The sequence below is a fragment of the Pontibacter roseus DSM 17521 genome (genome assembly GCF_000373265.1).
GTDB classification, from domain to species: Bacteria; Bacteroidota; Bacteroidia; order Cytophagales; family Hymenobacteraceae; genus Pontibacter; species Pontibacter roseus.
In genome coordinates, this window is record NZ_KB890767.1 from 364,169 (window position 1) to 382,339 (window position 18,171).

Below are 18,171 nucleotides of genomic sequence, written 5' to 3' on the forward strand. Positions count from 1 at the left end.
AGAAATGAAATACACTAAAACAAATCTTTTAGTAACTAATTTTCAGGTGTTTAAACACCAACGTACTACTCGTAAAAGGTTTATATATATGGAAATTACTTTTGTGATTTTTACATGATTGTCATAGTTGAAACATCAAGTTCCGACTCCGTATAAACTCCTTATACATATAAAGAGCCAGTGCCTTACCCTAGCCTATACCTTGACAGGGCACCAACAAAAAAGCCCCTGCCGGTAGAGGCAGGGGCTCCCTTGCAATGGGGCACTGAGAGACCTAGTAGATGTATCTCAAAGCGGTTTTGTCGTTGGCGTTGAAGTAGCGGTTTGAACCAGTACCGATACAAGCCAACATCCAGGAGTTAGGGTCAGCACCTGTCGGTGTGCCCGGGATGTGAATAGCACCTACAGTAGAGGCACCTTCGTTGTAATAAGAACCGCCGCAGCTATACGCTCTGTTCATGTAGTCAGTGTGGCGGAAGCCGATGCAGTGGCCAATCTCGTGCGCCAGGATGGTGGCCAGGTAGTTGGTGCCCGGGTTGGTGCCCAAGTAGTCAGAGTTCACCTTCACGCTGTTGTACGGGTTGCCACCGGAGGGGAAACCGGCAGAAGCCAGGTAGGTAGAGCCCGATGGCGCCTTGGTAAGCAGGATGTTGTAGCCAGAAGACACACGACGGAACTTGATGAGCAGGTTCTCGGCGTTGTAGCGGCGTATGGCCTCATCCAGAGCCGTCACATACGAAGAAGGCAGACTGGTAGTGATGGCCACATTGATGGTACGGCCAGAGCCTACGTTCACCAGGTTAGAGGTGCGGTACTGCTCCTCCTCGCCTACACGAAGCGCCTGTGTCTCCAGTGACACGTTCAAATCGCTGTCAGACAGGATGATGTCACCTTCTACCAGGTAACCTCCCTCTACGCGCTGTACATTTTGGGTGTTGAAGCCCATGTTAGAGATTTTGGCCAAAGTCATGGCTGAAACCTCAGTTGCGGAAACTTCGCCCTCTTCTTTCTGGCAAGAGGAAAAACCAAGAGTGACTACAAGAGCCAGCAGACTTAGTAAGCGTGTTGTTTTCATTAGGTATATTTTTTAGTTAAACATTTCGAAATATAGCCGAAAGCAATATTCAGCGCAATAGGCATATATGTCTATAAATCAATGTTTTAACCTCAATACACCCTCTTAAGAAAGGTTCTAGCTAAAAGAAACATAATATATAACTTATATAAGAAAATTTACATATTAATGATACCCAGTTGCAGAAATAGTCAAAAAATATTTTGAAAAAATTTAAAATTATTTTCTGAGAGGCTGTAAAATTGCTCATCCAGTGGCCAGACAAGGCTGCTAACCAGCTAAGTATCAAACTTATTGTGGCGTAAAACAGTAGCGCCCGTCACTTTTTCTAGTGACGGGCGCTTATTGCTAAGGTATAGCGGGATGAGATTTACAATATATTGTTGATTTGCTCTTTTATCTTCTCCAGTTCCTCCTTCATCTCTACCACATGGTGCTGTATGGTGGCATCGTTGGCCTTGGAGCCGATGGTGTTTATCTCGCGGCCTATCTCCTGTGAGATGAAGCCCAGCTTTTTGCCGGTTGGCTCTGGCAGGTATACCGTCTCTGTGAAGTAGTGCAGGTGGTTGATGAGACGGACCTTCTCCTCAGCGATGTCGAGTTTCTCCATGTAGTAAATCATCTCCTGCTCGTAGCGGTTTTGGTCAAACTGCTCCGCAGTGGACACCTCTGCAATATGGCCTCTGATACGGGTCCTGATTTGCTCCATGCGCACCGGGTCATGCTTCTCCACCTCAGCCAGCAGAATCCGGATGCGGTCGATATAGGACATGATTTCGGTGGTGAGGGCTTTGCCTTCGTCTGCCCTGAACGAGTTGATGTTGTCGAGCGCCTCCTGCACCAGTGGCTGCACCACCTCCCAATCGGCATCGCCGGCATCGTCGTCGCCTGCGTCCTGCTGCAGCACATCGGGCATGTGCAGGGCCAGTCGGAACAAATCGCTCTTGGAGCCGCCCACCATGTCGGCCGCCTCGTTGAGCTCATTGTAATAGGCTTTCAGCAGTTCTTTGTTAATGTTGCTCTTCGCCTTCTGTGCCTTGTTTCTGGTGTAGTCCACGCAGACGCTCACCTTGCCGCGCACTAGGGCCTTGGTCAGCATGGTGCGTATCTCATACTCCCGCTCCGACAAAAAGCGTGGCAGGCGCACACTGAGGTCCATACCTTTGGAGTTGAGCGATCGGATTTCGACGTTGAGAGAGAATTGGTCAGTGTCGAGGCGGGCACTGCCATAGCCTGTCATGGACTGCAACATAAGCACTAAATAGAATGATGTTCGGCAAATTAAGTATAATCCATCACTTATACGCAGTTGTGGCGTCAAAAGCTTCTGAAAGAAGTAGCGCAAATGTGATGACCGAGTATATTTTTGTTTAACTTTGAGGCATGAAATTCGGTGTAGTCGTATTCCCAGGGTCCAACTGCGACCAAGACCTGGTTGATGCCATTGAAGTTGGCATGGGCCAGGAAGTTGTAAAGCTGTGGCACAAAGACCATGACCTGCAAGGTTGTGATTTCATCCTGTTGCCTGGCGGTTTCTCTTACGGAGATTACCTCCGTTCCGGCGCCATCGCCCGCTTCTCTCCTATTATGCAGGAGGTGGTGCAGCACGCCAACAAGGGGGGCTATGTCATGGGCATCTGCAATGGCTTCCAGATTCTGACGGAAGCAGGTTTGCTACCGGGCGCACTGCTGCGCAACGTGAACCAGAAGTTCATCTGCGACAACGTGTACATCAAGCCGGTGACAACCAACCTGCTGCCTACACGCCTGCTGGACCTGGACAAAGCGTACAAGATTCCGGTGGCACACGGAGAAGGCCGCTACCACGCTGACAAGGAGACGCTGCGCAAGATGGAGGACAACGACCAGATTATGTTCAAGTATAGCAGCAATGTAGCCGATACGCATGAACTATACAACATCAACGGCAGCTTGCTAAACATTGCCGGTGTGAGCAACGAGCAGAAGAACGTTTTCGGGATGATGCCACACCCAGAGCGCGCCGTGGACCCCGAACTGGGCAACACAGACGGCCGCGCCATCTTTGAGTCGATTCTAGATATGGTGAATGCCTAAGAAGGTATAGGCGACACAACTGCATAAAACAGTCCCCTCCTGTGATTCAGGAGGGGACTGTTGTTTTTTAGGTATAGGTGAGAGAGATTATCTGTGGGAGAGTGTTTTTTATGGCTTCTGCCGGTTCCGGTGCTTTCCTACCATTTGTTTCATAGCTTTGGCCTATGCGCTCAAGCTGCGGGACTCCGCCAGAGGACTGGGTAGGTCACTCCTTGGCTGCCGCTGCTGGTGACGCTGCCGTGCTATACCCACCCCCGCCCCTCCGAGAGGGGAATCGCTTCTCCACCTGTCATTCCGACGAAAGGAGGAATCTTATACCTTTCGAGCCGTACATCCAGCGCCAGCGCAGATGCGGCTTTTATGAGGACACTAGCGAGGAAAGTAGGAATTATACCAGGTACAGACTGGCTCGCATGTTTCGCCGCCGGTTCCCGCTGTGCTCGAACCGGCGGCGTCAATGGTAACAGATTCCTCCTTTCGTCGGAATGACAGGAGCGTGAGCAGGTATAGCAGGCGAAGACCAGGTATAGGTATGGCTGACAGGTATAGCCAAGCATACTTGCACACAAGCCACGCAGCAGCGGCATCACCAGGTGCACCTTCTGACGCCCCGCTGTTTAATAGTTCAGCGAGTTCAAAAGTGTCTTGACTCTTTTGCCTTTGGGGTAGGGGGCCTCGATTTGTGTCAAGAGAAAAAGTGAGGCCCCACCGGCGAGGCGAAGCGATGAAACAGCAGAGGTATAGGTATAAGAACAACCGCAACTACGGAGCAGTACACAGGAGAACAATAGCCACAAAACAGAGACAAAAGTTCTTACGCTACCTATACCCTATCCACTACGGTAGTATCTCATTCACAGCATCCACCATCGTCATAACCTCACTGGGGTGGTTGCCTATGCGTTCGCCCCGCTGTTTCCCCAGCCGCACCATGACCAGTTCTTTCTCAGGTATGACGATGATGTACTGACCCAGTATGCCGCGCGCGTAGAAAATAAACTGCCCTTTATAATCGGGGAGCAGCCACCATTGGTAACCGTAGAAATCGGTGGTTTCGCCGGTGCTGGCGGTGGGCATGCCACTGGGAGTGAGCGAGGCTTGCACATAGTCAGGTGACACAATCGTATCCCCGCGCCACACGCCCCGGTTCAGGTATAGCTGCCCGATTCGGGCGAAGTCGCGGGCGTTGGAGAAAAAGCAGCAGTAGGCTTTCTCGTTGCCTCTCGGGTGGTCAACGCTCCACTCCGCGTTATGGGCAGCTCCCAAGGGCTTCCACAGTTTTTCCTCAGCGTAGTCTGCCAGGCTTTTTCCGGTGGCGGCCTCCAATACGAAGCCCAGTATCTGCGTGTCCCCGCTCTTGTACTCAAACTTCTGACCCGGTTCCTCCACTACTTCCAGCCGATTGATTACCTTTTTCAGGTTGGAGCCATAGTAAGCCTCCGTGGTCACTGAAAGCGGATTCACATACGACTCCTCCCAGTTCAGGCCGGAGCTCATCCAGAGCAGGTGACGCAGCTTGATTTTCGATTTAGCCCCTTCCCTGAACTCCGGCAGGAAATCGCCCACCGGTTGGTCTACACTTTGTATGGCGCCTTCCTGCAACGCTATCCCTAGCAGCACGCTCACAATGCTTTTAGCCACGGAGAAGGAGTTGCTCAGCGATTCTTCTGAATAATCGTCCCAATACTGCTCATATAATATAGAGTCGCTCTTTACAATGAGAAAAGCCACTGAACCGAGGTCCTCATGGAGCTTTTGCAGCTCGGCAGGCAACTGCACTTTGTTGTAGCTTCTGGACACAGGCCAGGGTATAGGATTGGCGGGAGCCTTCACCTTGCGCTGGTGAAAGATGAGGTGGTCATCGATGTCAGCGAAGTTGTGGACCAGGGCCTTGTACACATAGTTTTTGTCGGCCATGTGCAGCCAGGCGGCCAGGAGCCCCAGCACCAGCAGGGTGCCAAAGCCAAAGCGCTTTGCTTTTCGGTTCATGCAGGGTGCTTAGAAGTCGTAGCCCAACGTCACGTAGAACTTAGGCCCTTTGCGTGAATTGTCTTCCTCGCTCCAGGCCATGTCCACTTTGCCGTACACCCCAAACAAGGTGGTGCGGGCTCCGAAGCCGTAACCCAGCAGGAACGGATTGCGGTAGTTGATGACCGTGATTTCGAAAGGATTGGTAGACGTCTGGTTGATTCTGCCGCCTATCACACGCGTGTTGATGGAGTTGTTCCCGGTAAATGGATTGGAGCCGTTGTAGGCGGAGCCCGCATCGGCAAAGGCCGTGAGCTGCAGGTTCCGGAAGAAGCCGGAAGGTATAGGCGCATTGTACAGGTACTGCACAATAGGCACCCGCAACTCCAGGTTACCCAGCAGGTACTTGAACCCACGGCGCGTGTTGAAGTTGAAGCCCCTAAGTGGCGTGGCATACTCCATGTAGAACAAATCGGCGGGGGAGCGCACGGTGACTGCGTTGCGGTCTGTCGGGTCGTCCTCGGATGCGAACAGCCAGTTATCCATACCGCCAATCAGGAAGTTTTTGGGTGCGTTGCCGAAGAAGGCTCCATAGCCGATGCGGCCGGCGAGAATAATCTGGCGGTGCACTTTCTGGTAGTGGCGCAGGTCCACGTAAAACTTGTTAAAGTTGCCGGCGGAGTTACCGAAGCTCTTCAGGGAAAGAATGCCTGCCTTCATGCGGGAACCCTCCAGCATGTTCACGCCCCGCACAACGGAGTTGTCGAACACGAACTCTATCTGGCCTCCGCCAAAGTTGGTCACGCTGTCCGGCGTCACGAAGCTGTTGACATAGGTGAAACGGGTGTTCACGAACTTGGGCTGCATGCGTATGCTGGTGCTGTAGCTGAGTGGGTATACCAGCGTTGGCGAAAACTCATGTTTTCCGAAGCGCACTACCGAGCCTGGCACTTCCTGTACCTCTCCTACAATCACATCGCGGCGGTACTGCATGCCTATGTCGAAGCGGTTCTTCAGGTTCATGTACTCGGCGAACATGCGGCTCGTCTCCAAATCGGTGCGCAGGAATGCGCTGCCCTTGATGTGGTGGTTCTCAAACAAATCACTCATGTTCACGCCGCCCACCAAACCGAATCCCAGTTGCGGGTCTGCGTATACCGACGTGATGACTTCCTGCACACTGAAGCGGAGGTCGTAGTCCACTGGCCCGGCTATAGGCACGCCTCCTTCGGTGGTGCGGGTGCGTGGTGCCGCTGGTTTTTTGGCGGCTGCCTCTTGCTGTTGCTCCTGCTCCTTCTGGTCACTTTCAAACTGGTAGTTCTCGATATCCACCTCGCCTTGCCGCTGTGTCTTCTTGCGGGTAGCGCCTTCCAACAGCTTCCGGTTACCGGCGGTGGCGGCGCTCACCGGATTACGGGCCCGCGTCTCCAGGATGATTTGCCGCGAGGTCTTGGGAAGCGAATCAGGCACGGTGGCGGAGAACTCCGGGAACAGGTATACAAAGCTGGCGGCGTTGTCAATCGCGGTCAGCGCCAGCGTATTGGTGCTCCCTTTGAAATCGTAGCTCTCTATGTCCTGAATGAAGTTAGAGATAGGGTTCTTTGCTCCGGTTGCCAAATCGTACCGGTACAGGCTGCGTACGCCGGTCTCCTCGCTCAGGAACACCAGGTTGCCATCGTCAGTGGCGCGGGGGCGTGTCTCACTGGCAATGGAGAAGGTGATTTGCTGCGCGCTGCCGCTCACCCCATCGCGGGGCAGCAGGAAAATGTCGTAGTTGTTCACCACGCTACCGAAAGTAGCCTCTGAATCGGCGGAGGTGGTATCCACAAAGCGGTTAGAGCTGAAGGCAATGGTGCCGCTTCCTTTGAGGAACACCGGGTGGATGTCGTCATAGATGTCGCTGGTGAGCTGCTGTTGCATGCGCCCACTGCTGGTGAGCAGGTATAGGTCGGTCTGCCCATCGCGCACGGCGCTCACCACAATGGAGCTCCCATCTTCTGAATAGCTCATGTCGCGCACCTGCGAGAACTGGCTCAGGGTAGTGGCGGCGGTGCGGAGGTCATCGAACATAGGGATGCGGGAACGGCGTCGGCTGGCGTTAATCTGCCGCAGCGTCATCTGTCCGCGACGAGCCTCCACAAAGCCCAGTTGAGAATTGGAGCGCCAAGCCAGCACAGGCAGTTTGTAGTCCACGCGCTGGTCCACGGTTTTGTAGCCGCTCTTCCAGACCACACGGCTGCGGTTGCTGCGCACGTCCCTCACGATAATCTGGTAGCTGCCGTTCTCGTTCTCAGCATAAGCCAGCAGCGTGCCGGCGGGGTTCAGCACAGGCTCGGTATACCGTATGTCTTTCTTGTTCTTTTGGAACAGCTTTCTGTCACTAGGCAGGCTTACCAGCGGGTTTTCGGAGCGGGTGTTTATCTGCAGGTAATAGTTGTGCGCGTCCTGCAGGAAGCGCTTGTAAGGTATGTTAAGGCTGCTGGTGATGCCCACCTCTATGTCGCGGGTGATGCGGGTCAGGTTGAGGATGTTCTGGATGGAGGTATAGCCGTAGCGCTCGGCTATGTAATTCCAGATGGCCTGCCCGGCTAGTTCCTGGTCACGTGCGAACATATCCTCCAGCCGCGGCTTTGCGTTCACCTGCAGCATGTCGCGCACAAAGTTGTCCATGCGCAGGCTCCAGCCTTCAGCGGTATACGCTGCCACGCCGCTGACAAACCAATCCGGCAGGCGCAACAGGTAGCTGCTCTGCAGGGCCTCCTTCAGGCTGCCGCCATACATCATGTCGTTGAGGAGCAGCTCGGTGAGTTGGTAGCTTAAATCACGTTTATAATCGGTCTGAGTGCCATCGAAAGCGAGCTCCAGTTTGTTTTTGAGGAAGAGCGTCTCGCCGCCGGTCTGGAACTGGTCGCGCTGCAAGCCGATGTTGCTCTGCTTCAGGTCCGTGACGGAGTTGTAGACGATGATGGTGATTTTGGAGTAGGGATAGTAGCCCACAAAGCTGGTGATGCGCCGCAGCTCGCGCTCGGCATACTCGGCGGCGTTTCGGGCGGCCTGGTCACCGCCGGCGTAGAAATAGATGTTGAAATTTTGGGTGCTGTAGAGCTTCCAGTCGAAGTTCTTATACTGTATCCGGCTTCTGCCGAAGGTCTGCGTGTTGGGCTGGGCATACACAGACTGACCCAGCGTGAGGCAGAGCAGGAACAGCAACAATAACCTTGTAGTAAAACGCATGCGCTTATGATTCTTGGTTATGGTGTTTTAGGTAGTCGTAATATAACGAATAATATCTTGAAATCTGTACGTCGGGCAGCACTTCCGCCTTCCCTGCCAATGCCTTCGCGAACATATCGGCCAGGAAAGGAGCCATCAGCACGCCCTTGGAACCCATGCCGTTGAAGACGCTGAGCTGCGCATGCGCCGGGTGCCTGCCAATCAGTGGCCTGCGGTCGCGCACGGCAGGCCGTATACCTGCCCAATGGTTTTTCACTTGGTATGGTTGTGTGGTAATCTGCTCGAACCGCTCCGTCAACTCTGCCTCCCCTTCGGGGGTAGGCTCTTCATCGGCCTGGCGCCAGTTGTAGGTAGCACCTATCTTGAAGCGGCCCTCTCCTACCGGAACAACGTAAACGGCTTTGTTATAGATGCATTCAGGGTTAAAATTCTCAGTATGCACCTCCAGCACCTCCCCCTTGGTAGGCTGCAGCGGCAGCCACTGGAAGTACGGGTTGTGCACCGCCTGCCAGCCTTCGCAGAAAACCAGGTGCCCTGCCGTGATGCCTTTGTAGGACACCCCCTGTTCTGTGAGCTGCAGCTGTGCCACATCAAAACGCTCCGGCAGCAGCAGCCCCGCCTCCAGCAGCTCCTGGGTGAGCAGGTCCAGGGTATGCGACACAAGCAGGTAGCCGCCCTGCTTTATCAGGATACCGCCGTACTGGTCCTGCACCGTTTCCATACCCGTGCTTTGGGTATAGGTGGCGCCAATGTACTCGCTCCAGCTGTCGCCGGCGCTCTTGGCCATCCAGTTGTTCTGCTCCTCTATGGTGGAAAAGACCTTGTAGATAGGTTTATGGAAGAAAAGCGGCTGTTGGAAGTGCGCCTCCAGCTCATCGTAGAAGGCATCCGCGAAAGGCAGCAGCGTGTCCACGAGCCAGGACTTGGCAAAGCGCTTGCCGGCCACCGGGTTCACCAGGCCTGCCGCCACACGGGAGGCGGAGTTCTGCTTCGGTTCGTCAATCACCAGCACCCGCTGGCCCTGCTTGCGTAAGGTATAGCCTAGTATGGCGCCAGCCAGGCCATGCCCCACCACGATGTAGTCATAATTCATACAGCAATTTACGACTTACGCCTGAAGTTCGTAACTTAGAACCCTGATTTGTGGGCTCCGATGCCCTCTGACAAGAGAAGAAATGAAGATAACACGCCTTACATTCAACCCTTTCCAGGAGAACACCTACCTGCTGCACGACGACACGAAGGAATGCGTGGTGATAGACCCCGGATGCTACGAGGAAGCCGAGCAGCAAGAGCTCAAGCAGTACATTGAAAAGCACGACCTGAAAGTGGTGCGCCTGCTCAACACCCACTGCCACATAGACCACGTGCTGGGCAACAAGTTCGTGTCCGACACCTACGGCGTGGAGCTGGAGATACACGAAGAGGACCTGCAGACGCTGCGTTCCGTGCCGGTATACGCCCCCAACTACGGCTTCCCGAAATACGCAGATGTGACTCCTTCTGCTGCTTATCTCAAAGAGGGCGATTCCATCAAGTTTGGCAACACCGAATTGAAGATATTGTTTGCGCCAGGCCACGCGCCTGGGCATGTAGTGTTCTACAGCGAGGCAGATAAGGTATGCATTGGAGGAGATGTGCTGTTCCAGGGCAGCATCGGCCGCACCGATTTGCCAGGCGGCGATTTCGACACCTTAATCAGCAGCATCAGAACAAAGCTTTTCACGCTGCCGGATGAGACGGTGGTATACCCGGGCCACGGGCCGGAGACCACCATCGGGTACGAGAAGAAGCATAACCCTTTCCTGCGCTAAGCCCTCCTGATGAAGAAACACATTCCCAATGCCATCACCTGCCTCAACCTGTTCTGCGGCTGCCTGGCCCTGTATTTCGCCTTCAATCACCGACTGGAGTATGCGGCCTACCTGATAGGTATAGCGGCCATCTTCGACTTCCTGGACGGCATGCTGGCGCGTGTGCTCAAGGCTTACTCCGAAATTGGAAAACAGCTCGACTCGCTGGCGGACATGGTGTCTTTCGGGGCGGTACCCGGCGCGATTATGTTTAGTCTGCTGACGCAGGCGGAGGCTTCAGTGTTGGGTATACCTGCTGACATCCTTCCTTTCTTCGGCTTCCTGATTACCATCTTCTCGGCGCTGCGCCTGGCCAAGTTCAACATCGATACGCGGCAGGCGGAGTCTTTCATTGGCGTGCCCACACCGGCCTGCTCCATGTTCATCGGCTCGCTGCCGCTCATACTGGCTACCTCCGGCAGCCTCTACGACGAGATTATCCTCAATCCCTATTTTCTGCTGGTGGTGACGGTGGTATTCTCGTTCCTGCTGGTGGCTGAACTGCCGCTGTTCGCGCTCAAATTCAAGAACCTGACCTGGAAGGATAACTCCATCCGGTTTATTTTCCTCGGGATTTCGGTAATCTTACTGGCTCTTGTTAAATTCGCAGCCATACCACTGATTATCGTGTTATACGTTTTATTGTCTATCGTTAAAAAAACCTCAACCTCATGAAATTTACTGCCGAAATCAACGTAATGCCACGTCCGGAGCTGTTGGACCCGCAAGGAAAAGCCGTGCTTCTGGGCCTGGAGCACCTGGGTCTTGACCAGGTAGACGATGTGCGCATCGGGAAGCACATCACCTTGCAACTGGAGGCGGAGAACGAAGAGATTGCCCGGGAGAAAGTGGAGAAAGCCTGCAGCAAACTGCTGGCCAACCTGATTATGGAATCCTATACCTACGAGCTGCAGCAGCGCTAACCTGACCGGTTGCCGCTCTAGATTTTATAGCATTTTTATTTAGGGAGAGGATAATGTTCTGTAAATTTATACAGCGCGTTATCCTCTACTTTTATACCTGGCCTTTCTATGCGGCGTTTTCTGCTCCTCTATACCTGCCTACTGATTACCTTGGGCTCGCCTGCAGGAGGAGCACTGGCGCAGGATGCCGCTGAGGTGGTCACGCTGCAGTGGCAGGGCTACGGGAAGGTGCCGCCAGCCGATGGACTCAACGGTACAGTACCCACATTCGTAGGCGCGAGCCTGGACTATGAGAAAGGGCTGCCTTATTTCCGGCTACAATTGCCGGGTACGCACGTCAGCAGCTTCCAACTGAAAGACACCCGCTACGAGCCGTTCCCCGCCAACGACCTGAGACTGTTCCGGAAGCAGGACATCGGGCAGGAGCCAACCATCCACATCAACAACGCCACTCAGAACAAGACACCGCAAGGTATAGTCACTATACTTCCTATCAGGCTTAATCCGGGGTCAGGCCAACTGGAGAAACTTGTCAGCTTCGGCTATACCTATACCTCCGAGAATGTGGCTACGCAGGGTATAAGCAACGCTCCGGGAGAGTCGGCTACTTCTTCGGTCCTCAGCACCGGCAACTGGTATAAAATCGGCGTCACCGGCTCGGGTATTCACAAAATTGACCGTGCGCTGCTCCAGGCACTGGGCATCAGTACCCAAAACCTGGACCCACGGACGCTGCAGCTCTACGGCAACGGCGGCGGTATGCTTCCGCAGCCTAACAAAGCTCCTCGCCCAGACAACCTCATCGAGAACGCTATCTGGGTGGCAGGCGAGGCCGACGGCCGCTTCGATGCCGCAGATTATGCCCTCTTTTATGCGCAGGGGCCGCATACCTGGCAGTACAATGCGGGTCAGCAACTCTTCCAGCATACCCAGAACATCTACTCCGACACCGCATACTATTTCATTCGGGTGGGCGCTGCCCAAGGCGCCCGCGTTACTTCCCGTGGACAGGCAACGGACGCCAGCCAAACCATCAGCAGCTACAACGAGCGCCTGTACCACGAGCGCGACCTCAAAAACATGGTGTACTCCGGCCGGGAATGGTATGGCGAGGACTTCAGCACCTTCACTACCTCGCGCGATATCACCTTTGCCGTGTCAGACTTGGTAGCAGGCTCTACCGTCAAACTCACCGCTTCGCTCATGGGCAATTCGCCTACCGAGAGCTCCTTCGCGCTCCGCCTCAATAACCAGACGCTGGGCACGCAATCCATCAGTGGCCGAGGCACCTATCCTTATCATCCAGAGGGCGTGAACAGCAGCGCCACCTATACCTTAGGCCAACAGACGCTGGGGCATCCTACGGAGCTCAAAGTCTCGCTGGCTTTCAGCACAGGGGCCAGTTCTACGGCACAGGGTTTTCTGAACTTTCTGGAGGTGAACTACGAGCGCCAACTCAAGCTGTACAGCGACCAGACCAGCTTCCGCTCCATCTCCAGTCTGACGGCACCAGTCAGCATCTTCCGGATAGCAGGAGCGCCCGCTACGGCCCAGGTATGGGACGTGACTAACCCGCTGCAGCCGGTGGCACAGCAAACCATACCTGGAGCCGACCTCAGCTTCAGCGCGCCAACTGATGTGCTGCGCGAGTTTGTGGTGTTCCGCCATGATGCCGGATTGAGACCCGTGCCTTTCGGTCAGGTAGCCAACCAGAACCTACGCAGCCACAACCTCGACGGTACTCTTGACTTCGTCATCCTGACACACCCGCGTTTCCTGCAGGAAGCTAACCGCCTGGCCGCACACCGCCGCCAGCACAGCAACATGAACGTAGCCGTCGTCACCACCACGCAGGTATACAACGAGTTCTCTTCCGGTGCACAGGACGTGACGGCCATACGCGACTACATGCGCCTACTCTATACCCGAAGCGCCAAGCGCGGAGAGGATGTGCTCTACCTGCTCCTATTCGGCGACGCCTCCTATGACTACAAGCAGCGCCTTATCGGCAACACCAATTTTGTACCGGTATACCAGTCGCGCCAGTCCCTGCACCCTATCACCAGCTATTCCTCCGAAGATTACTATGGTTTCCTGGATGAGCACGAAGGCGAATGGGCAGAGAACAGCTCCGGTGACCATTTAATCGATATAGGTATAGGTCGCCTGCCGGTCAAGACCACGCAGGAAGCGGCCGCCGTGGTAGACAAGATTATCGCCTACGACAGCCCAAGCCACTTTGGCAAGTGGCGGAGCCAAATCTCCTTTGTGGCCGATGACGGCGATTACAACGAGCACCAGAACGACGCCGAGTACCTGACTGAGTACCTCGAAAACAACCACCCGCTCTACAACCCCAACAAGGTATACCTGGACCTGTTCCGGCAGCAGGCCGAGGGCAGCAGGCAGCGCTCCCCTGAGGCGGTCGCGGCCATAGACAAGGCGGTGGAGCAAGGGTCGCTCATCGTCAACTACACCGGGCATGGCAATGAGGTCAGCTGGGCCTGGGAGCAGATACTGACCGTTCCGCACATGGACAACTGGAGGAACAAAGACCGGCTCACTTTTCTGCTGACCGCCACCTGCGAGTTTGGCCGCTACGACGACCCCAACCGTTCTTCCGGTGCTGAGGTAGCCCTGTTGAAGCCACAGGCGGGCGCCGTTGGCCTGCTGACAACCACCCGCCCCGTTTTCTCCAGCGATAACCGGGTACTCAACCGCAGTTTCTTCCGTACCGCCTTTACGCCTATCAATGGGCGCATGCCCCGCCTTGGTGATTTGGTGCAGCGCACGAAGAACAACAGCATCACAGACCATATGAGCGGCTCGCGGGGCGTCAACAACAGGAACTTCACCCTGCTGGCTGACCCTTCTCAACAACTGGCATACCCGCAATTGCAGGCGCTAATCACCAGTATAAAAGAGCAGGGGGCAGCGACTGACACACTAAGTGCCCTCAGCCAGGTGAGCATGGCAGGTATAGTCGCCTCCTCCGCAGGTATAGCGGAGAGCAGCTTCAATGGCAATTTGCACGTGACGGTGTATGGCCAGCCACTGACACGCCAGACCTTGGGAGACAAAGGCGATCAGAGTGGCGCTGGCAGCATACCTGTGCCAGTCAACCTCCGCGAAAACATTGTTTATGCCGGTCAGGCGAATGTAAAGGCGGGCGAGTTCGAAGTGAGTTTCGTGGTACCCAAAGATGTGGGTGCCAGGTATGGCAACGGCAAAATCAGCCTCTATGCATACAGCCCCCTGCACGATGCTCTGGGTGCGAACACCGAAATCACCTTGGGTGGCACAGCCAATGCGCCACTCATAGATAACACGCCGCCTACCATTCGTCTGTATATGGATGACGAGTCTTTTACCTCAGGTGGCCATACCAACCAGAACGCGACGCTACTGGCCAAACTATTTGATGAGAGCGGTGTTAATACAGCAGGAATTGGTTCAGGGCGTGAGTTGGTGGCTGTGTTGGATGAAGGCACTGAAAACCCCATCGTGCTGAACGATTTCTATACCTCCGACACCGACACGTATAAGTCAGGTAGCGTGCGGTATCCGTTCAAAGACCTTTCTGAAGGGCCTCACACCCTGAAGCTGAAGGCATGGGATACACACAACAATTCATCAGAAGAATTTGTAGAATTCATTGTATCAAATAATGAAAAATTAGCGTTATCCCATATATTGAATTACCCTAACCCATTCTCTACAAGTACGACCTTTGCGTTCGACCATAACAGGGCAGGACAGAATCTAGATATCCATATACAAATATTTACCGTATCAGGTAAATTGGTAAAAACGCTGAAAGCAACCATTCCCTCCAGCCAAGCACACGTAACAGGCATCGATTGGGATGGGCGTGATGAATATAACGATGCATTGGCGCGTGGAGTATACGTTTACAGAATCATTGTACGTTCTCAGTATGATGGGGCAAGTACAACTATGACAGAGAAACTTGTGCTCTTGAAGTAGTAAAATCCTCTAATATTTCTATATTTGATTTTAGCATCAACACCCTTTATATGTATAAGAAAAGTTTACTTGTAAAAGCCGCTTTCTTTGTGGCTGCTTTCGCATCCGCGCATGTCGCTTCCGCACAGACCACCATCGGTCAGGACACTAGAACCGTTACGACAGCCGTACCCATTCTGACAGTTGCACCTGATGCGCGCTCTGCCGCATTAGGAGACGCCGGCGTGGCACTCAGCCCTGATGCCAACGCACCGCATTGGAACCCTGCCAAGTTAGGCTTCGTGCAGAATGACATGAGCGTAAGCTTTTCCTATTCGCCATGGCTGCGCAAAATCGTAGACGACATGTCGTTGAGCTACCTTTCTGGTTACAAGAAGCTGAGCGAAACCTCCGCCATATCCGCCTCTCTGCTATACTTTGATTTGGGTGACATACAGTTCATCGATGCACAGGGCCACGACATCACCGAATTCTCCCCTAAAGAGTATGCTTTGTCAGTGGCTTATGGTCAGGCGCTGAGCGAAAACTTCAGCTTAGGTATAGGTGCCCGTTTTATACGCTCTAACTTAGCTGGCAACGTGACCATAGGAGGTGGCGCCCAGCCGTTTGAGTCCAAGCCAGGCAACACAGCCGCCGTAGACGTGGGCGTGTACTACAACCGCGATTTGTCTCAGAACCTGAACCTGGCCTTGGGAGCCAACATCGCCAACATTGGTGGTAAGATTGCCTATACCAACGGCGACCAGAAGGACTTCCTGCCGACTAACCTGAAACTGGGAACGGCCATCACCTATAGCCTGGACCCAGCTAATACCTTGACATTTGTACTGGATGCAAACAAACTGCTGGTGCCATCTCCTGGCGCCGACAGCACGCAAACTGTACTGAGCGGTATCTTCACTTCCTTCGGAGATGCTGAGGGAGGTTTTAGCGAAGAGCTTCAGGAGATAAACTTTTCAGGAGGTATAGAGTACTGGTATAATAACCTCTTTGCAGCGCGCGCAGGTTACTTCTATGAAAGCCCCGAAAAAGGCAACCGCAAATATGTATCCTTAGGTCTTGGCTTGCGTTATCAGAAGTTCGGAATTGATGCCGCATATCTGATTCCAAGTGAACAGGGCAACCCTTTGGCTGAGACCATGCGTTTCAGTATTGCGCTGAACCTAGATTAGTAAAAGCTTAAATTAAAATGCTTGATAGACACAAAGCTCCAGAAATACACGAGATAGAAGCAGTCACGCTACAAATAGCTGAAGTAACACACCTAAGCAACGGAGCTAGACTGCATTATATAAAAAGCGAAACCCAGCCTGTTGTCAGGCTGGATTTTGTTTTTAAAGCGGGTAAGTGGTACGAACCCAAGCCCGGAGTATCTGACTTGGCCGGTAAAATGCTGTTCGAAGGAACGGTCAATCATACCGCTAAACAAATAGCAGAGAAGGTAGCTTTCTACGGGGCTACTTTCGACAACAACCAAGGCTATGACCGAACAGAGTTCACGCTCTACTGCCTCAGCAAGTATATGCCTGAATTACTGCCGCTAGTGCTGGACGTACTGCAAAATCCTATCTTTCCCGAATCAGAATTTAATCTGCTCAAGAAGAGGAACCAGCAGAACCTGAAGGTACAGCGTCAGAAGAATAGCTACCTAGCTACACATAGTTTCACAAAGCTTATCTATGGCGACGGTCATCCTTATGTCTTTGGACTAAACGAGAACGGCCTAGATAATATAAGCCGTGAAGAATTAGAAGGCTTCTATAAGAGCAGGTTCAGCACAAAGAACCTAGAGGTATTTGCCTGTGGCAGCATCGATGACTCTATGCAGATACTGCTTGAAAAAGAAATCCAAGACTTAAACCTGCAAGGCAGTACAAGTGAAGGAGACACTGGAGCATCAATCTCTGCGAAAGAAAAGAGTGCTTTTGTTGATATGCCAGAAAGTATACAATCTTCCATACGGATAGGCAAGCGATTCCCTAAGATACAGCATGAAGATTACCATCGATTGGTTGTGTTGAATGAAATACTAGGAGGCTACTTTGGCTCCAGATTGATGCGGAACATCCGGGAGGACAAAGGCTATACCTATGGCATCTACTCGGCAATTTCGCCAAAGGAGCACGACAGCTTGTTCTACATTGGCACAGACGTAAACTATCAAGTTACAGATAGTACTATAGAAGAGATTAGGAAGGAGATACATCAACTACAGTCGGAGCCGGTGCCTGAAGATGAACTGCATGTTGTCAAAAACTACATGTTAGGTAAGTTCTTAAACGATATAGCTACCATCTTTGAGCAATGCGACCGATACAAGCGTATAGTGCTGCAGAACTTACCTTATGAACACTATAACAATTACATAGCTACTGTTAGAGCTGTAACAGCAGAAGAACTTAAAGAGTTAGCGCAACGGTATCTACAGCCAGATGAATTGAAGACAGCAGTAGCCGGTAAAAAGGCAGGCAAATAATACTTCATAAAACAAAAAGCGGCAGGGGCCAGCAATATTGCTGGCCCCTGCCGCTTTTTGTTTTATGATAACCTGAACGAAACTTATATGTTCAGAGACAATTAAAAAGTAAACCTAAAATCAATTAATAGAACTATGGATAATAACTTATAAAGAATGTCTCATCTTCACAAAGAAATTTCGTCATAGACAACTTAATCAAAAGCTTCATACTGCTCTAATGAGTCCGACTATGCCTCATACTATTCCCTCTTCATACCCCGTCATCTCCCCTGCCTCGCCCCTGCTACTTCTTTAAACGCGGACGGCCCCCGCGTCCATGTCGGATGCGGGGGCCGTCTCGTCTGTTGGGGTTGGCGGCCACCTACTCTCCCGGGTGTGACCCCAGTACCATCGGCGCAGCCGGGCTTAACTTCTCTGTTCGGGATGGGAAGAGGTGGACACCGGCGCCATAGCCGCCATTGTCTTGGCCCGGTTTCTGCGCGGGCGCCAATGGCTGATAAAGCTCTTTTACGTTTTGACTAGCTGGGAGAGAAAAAGCAAGGGTTTGCCAGGGGGCGGGCCGGCTCTGACCGGCCG

13 protein-coding genes and 1 rRNA gene are annotated in these 18,171 nt (G+C 53.1%); 7 read left to right on the forward strand and 7 right to left on the reverse strand.

From position 1 onward, the window contains the following. Positions 1-274: 274 nt before the first annotated feature. Both B051_RS0118060 and B051_RS0118065 read right to left on the reverse strand, forming a co-directional pair. The gene (locus tag B051_RS0118060; protein WP_026236509.1) at positions 275-1,075 is read right to left on the reverse strand and encodes a M57 family metalloprotease; all 801 of its coding nucleotides are present in this window, start codon (positions 1,073-1,075) and stop codon (positions 275-277) included. A 370-nt stretch (positions 1,076-1,445) separates the two neighbouring features. Continuing rightward, the gene (locus B051_RS0118065) at positions 1,446-2,327 is read right to left on the reverse strand and encodes a YicC/YloC family endoribonuclease (protein WP_018479634.1); all 882 of its coding nucleotides are present in this window, start codon (positions 2,325-2,327) and stop codon (positions 1,446-1,448) included. 131 nt (positions 2,328-2,458) lie between these two features. Here B051_RS0118065 and purQ point away from each other — a divergent pair, with 131 nt between their 5' ends. After that, complete coding sequence (gene purQ / locus B051_RS0118070; protein ID WP_018479635.1) at positions 2,459-3,151, forward strand: phosphoribosylformylglycinamidine synthase subunit PurQ; 693 nt, start codon at positions 2,459-2,461, stop codon at positions 3,149-3,151. 369 nt (positions 3,152-3,520) lie between these two features. On the opposite strand, the gene B051_RS22770 is transcribed toward purQ, so the two are convergent. The 4 genes from B051_RS22770 to B051_RS0118085 all read right to left on the reverse strand — a co-directional run bounded on the left by B051_RS22770 (position 3,521) and on the right by B051_RS0118085 (position 9,446). Further along, positions 3,521-3,718 (reverse strand): hypothetical protein, encoded by a 198-nt coding sequence (locus tag B051_RS22770; RefSeq protein WP_211214355.1) that lies wholly within the window; start codon positions 3,716-3,718, stop codon positions 3,521-3,523. A 270-nt stretch (positions 3,719-3,988) separates the two neighbouring features. Further along, on the reverse strand, positions 3,989-5,140 hold the full coding sequence (locus tag B051_RS0118075) for a serine hydrolase domain-containing protein (protein ID WP_018479636.1): 1,152 nt from the start codon (positions 5,138-5,140) through the stop codon (positions 3,989-3,991). A gap of 9 nt (positions 5,141-5,149) precedes the next feature. Then, the gene (locus tag B051_RS0118080) at positions 5,150-8,353 is read right to left on the reverse strand and encodes a WD-40-like repeat-containing protein (RefSeq protein ID WP_033317013.1); all 3,204 of its coding nucleotides are present in this window, start codon (positions 8,351-8,353) and stop codon (positions 5,150-5,152) included. A gap of 4 nt (positions 8,354-8,357) precedes the next feature. Continuing rightward, a complete protein-coding gene (locus B051_RS0118085) occupies positions 8,358-9,446 on the reverse strand; it encodes an NAD(P)/FAD-dependent oxidoreductase (RefSeq protein WP_018479638.1) in 1,089 nt (362 codons plus the stop codon). Positions 9,447-9,528: 82 nt separating this feature from the next. Here B051_RS0118085 and B051_RS0118090 point away from each other — a divergent pair, with 82 nt between their 5' ends. From B051_RS0118090 to B051_RS0118115, 6 genes are all read left to right on the forward strand, one after another. Continuing rightward, a complete protein-coding gene (locus tag B051_RS0118090; protein WP_018479639.1) occupies positions 9,529-10,167 on the forward strand; it encodes an MBL fold metallo-hydrolase in 639 nt (212 codons plus the stop codon). Between the two features lie 9 nt (positions 10,168-10,176). After that, positions 10,177-10,881: a CDP-diacylglycerol--serine O-phosphatidyltransferase gene (gene pssA / locus B051_RS0118095; RefSeq protein ID WP_018479640.1), complete on the forward strand. Its 705-nt coding sequence runs from the start codon at positions 10,177-10,179 to the stop codon at positions 10,879-10,881. Next, a complete protein-coding gene (gene purS / locus B051_RS0118100) occupies positions 10,878-11,129 on the forward strand; it encodes a phosphoribosylformylglycinamidine synthase subunit PurS (RefSeq protein ID WP_018479641.1) in 252 nt (83 codons plus the stop codon). The genes pssA and purS overlap by 4 nt, the downstream gene beginning before the upstream one ends. 108 nt (positions 11,130-11,237) lie before the next feature. Then, positions 11,238-15,116: a type IX secretion system sortase PorU gene (gene porU, locus B051_RS0118105; protein WP_018479642.1), complete on the forward strand. Its 3,879-nt coding sequence runs from the start codon at positions 11,238-11,240 to the stop codon at positions 15,114-15,116. Between the two features lie 50 nt (positions 15,117-15,166). Further along, positions 15,167-16,288 (forward strand): type IX secretion system outer membrane channel protein PorV, encoded by a 1,122-nt coding sequence (gene porV, locus B051_RS0118110; RefSeq protein WP_018479643.1) that lies wholly within the window; start codon positions 15,167-15,169, stop codon positions 16,286-16,288. Positions 16,289-16,305: 17 nt separating this feature from the next. Next, on the forward strand, positions 16,306-17,592 hold the full coding sequence (locus tag B051_RS0118115) for a M16 family metallopeptidase (protein ID WP_018479644.1): 1,287 nt from the start codon (positions 16,306-16,308) through the stop codon (positions 17,590-17,592). A gap of 351 nt (positions 17,593-17,943) precedes the next feature. On the opposite strand, the gene rrf is transcribed toward B051_RS0118115, so the two are convergent. Beyond that, positions 17,944-18,055: ribosomal RNA gene (rrf, locus tag B051_RS0118120) — 5S ribosomal RNA — on the reverse strand. Positions 18,056-18,171 lie beyond the last annotated feature (116 nt).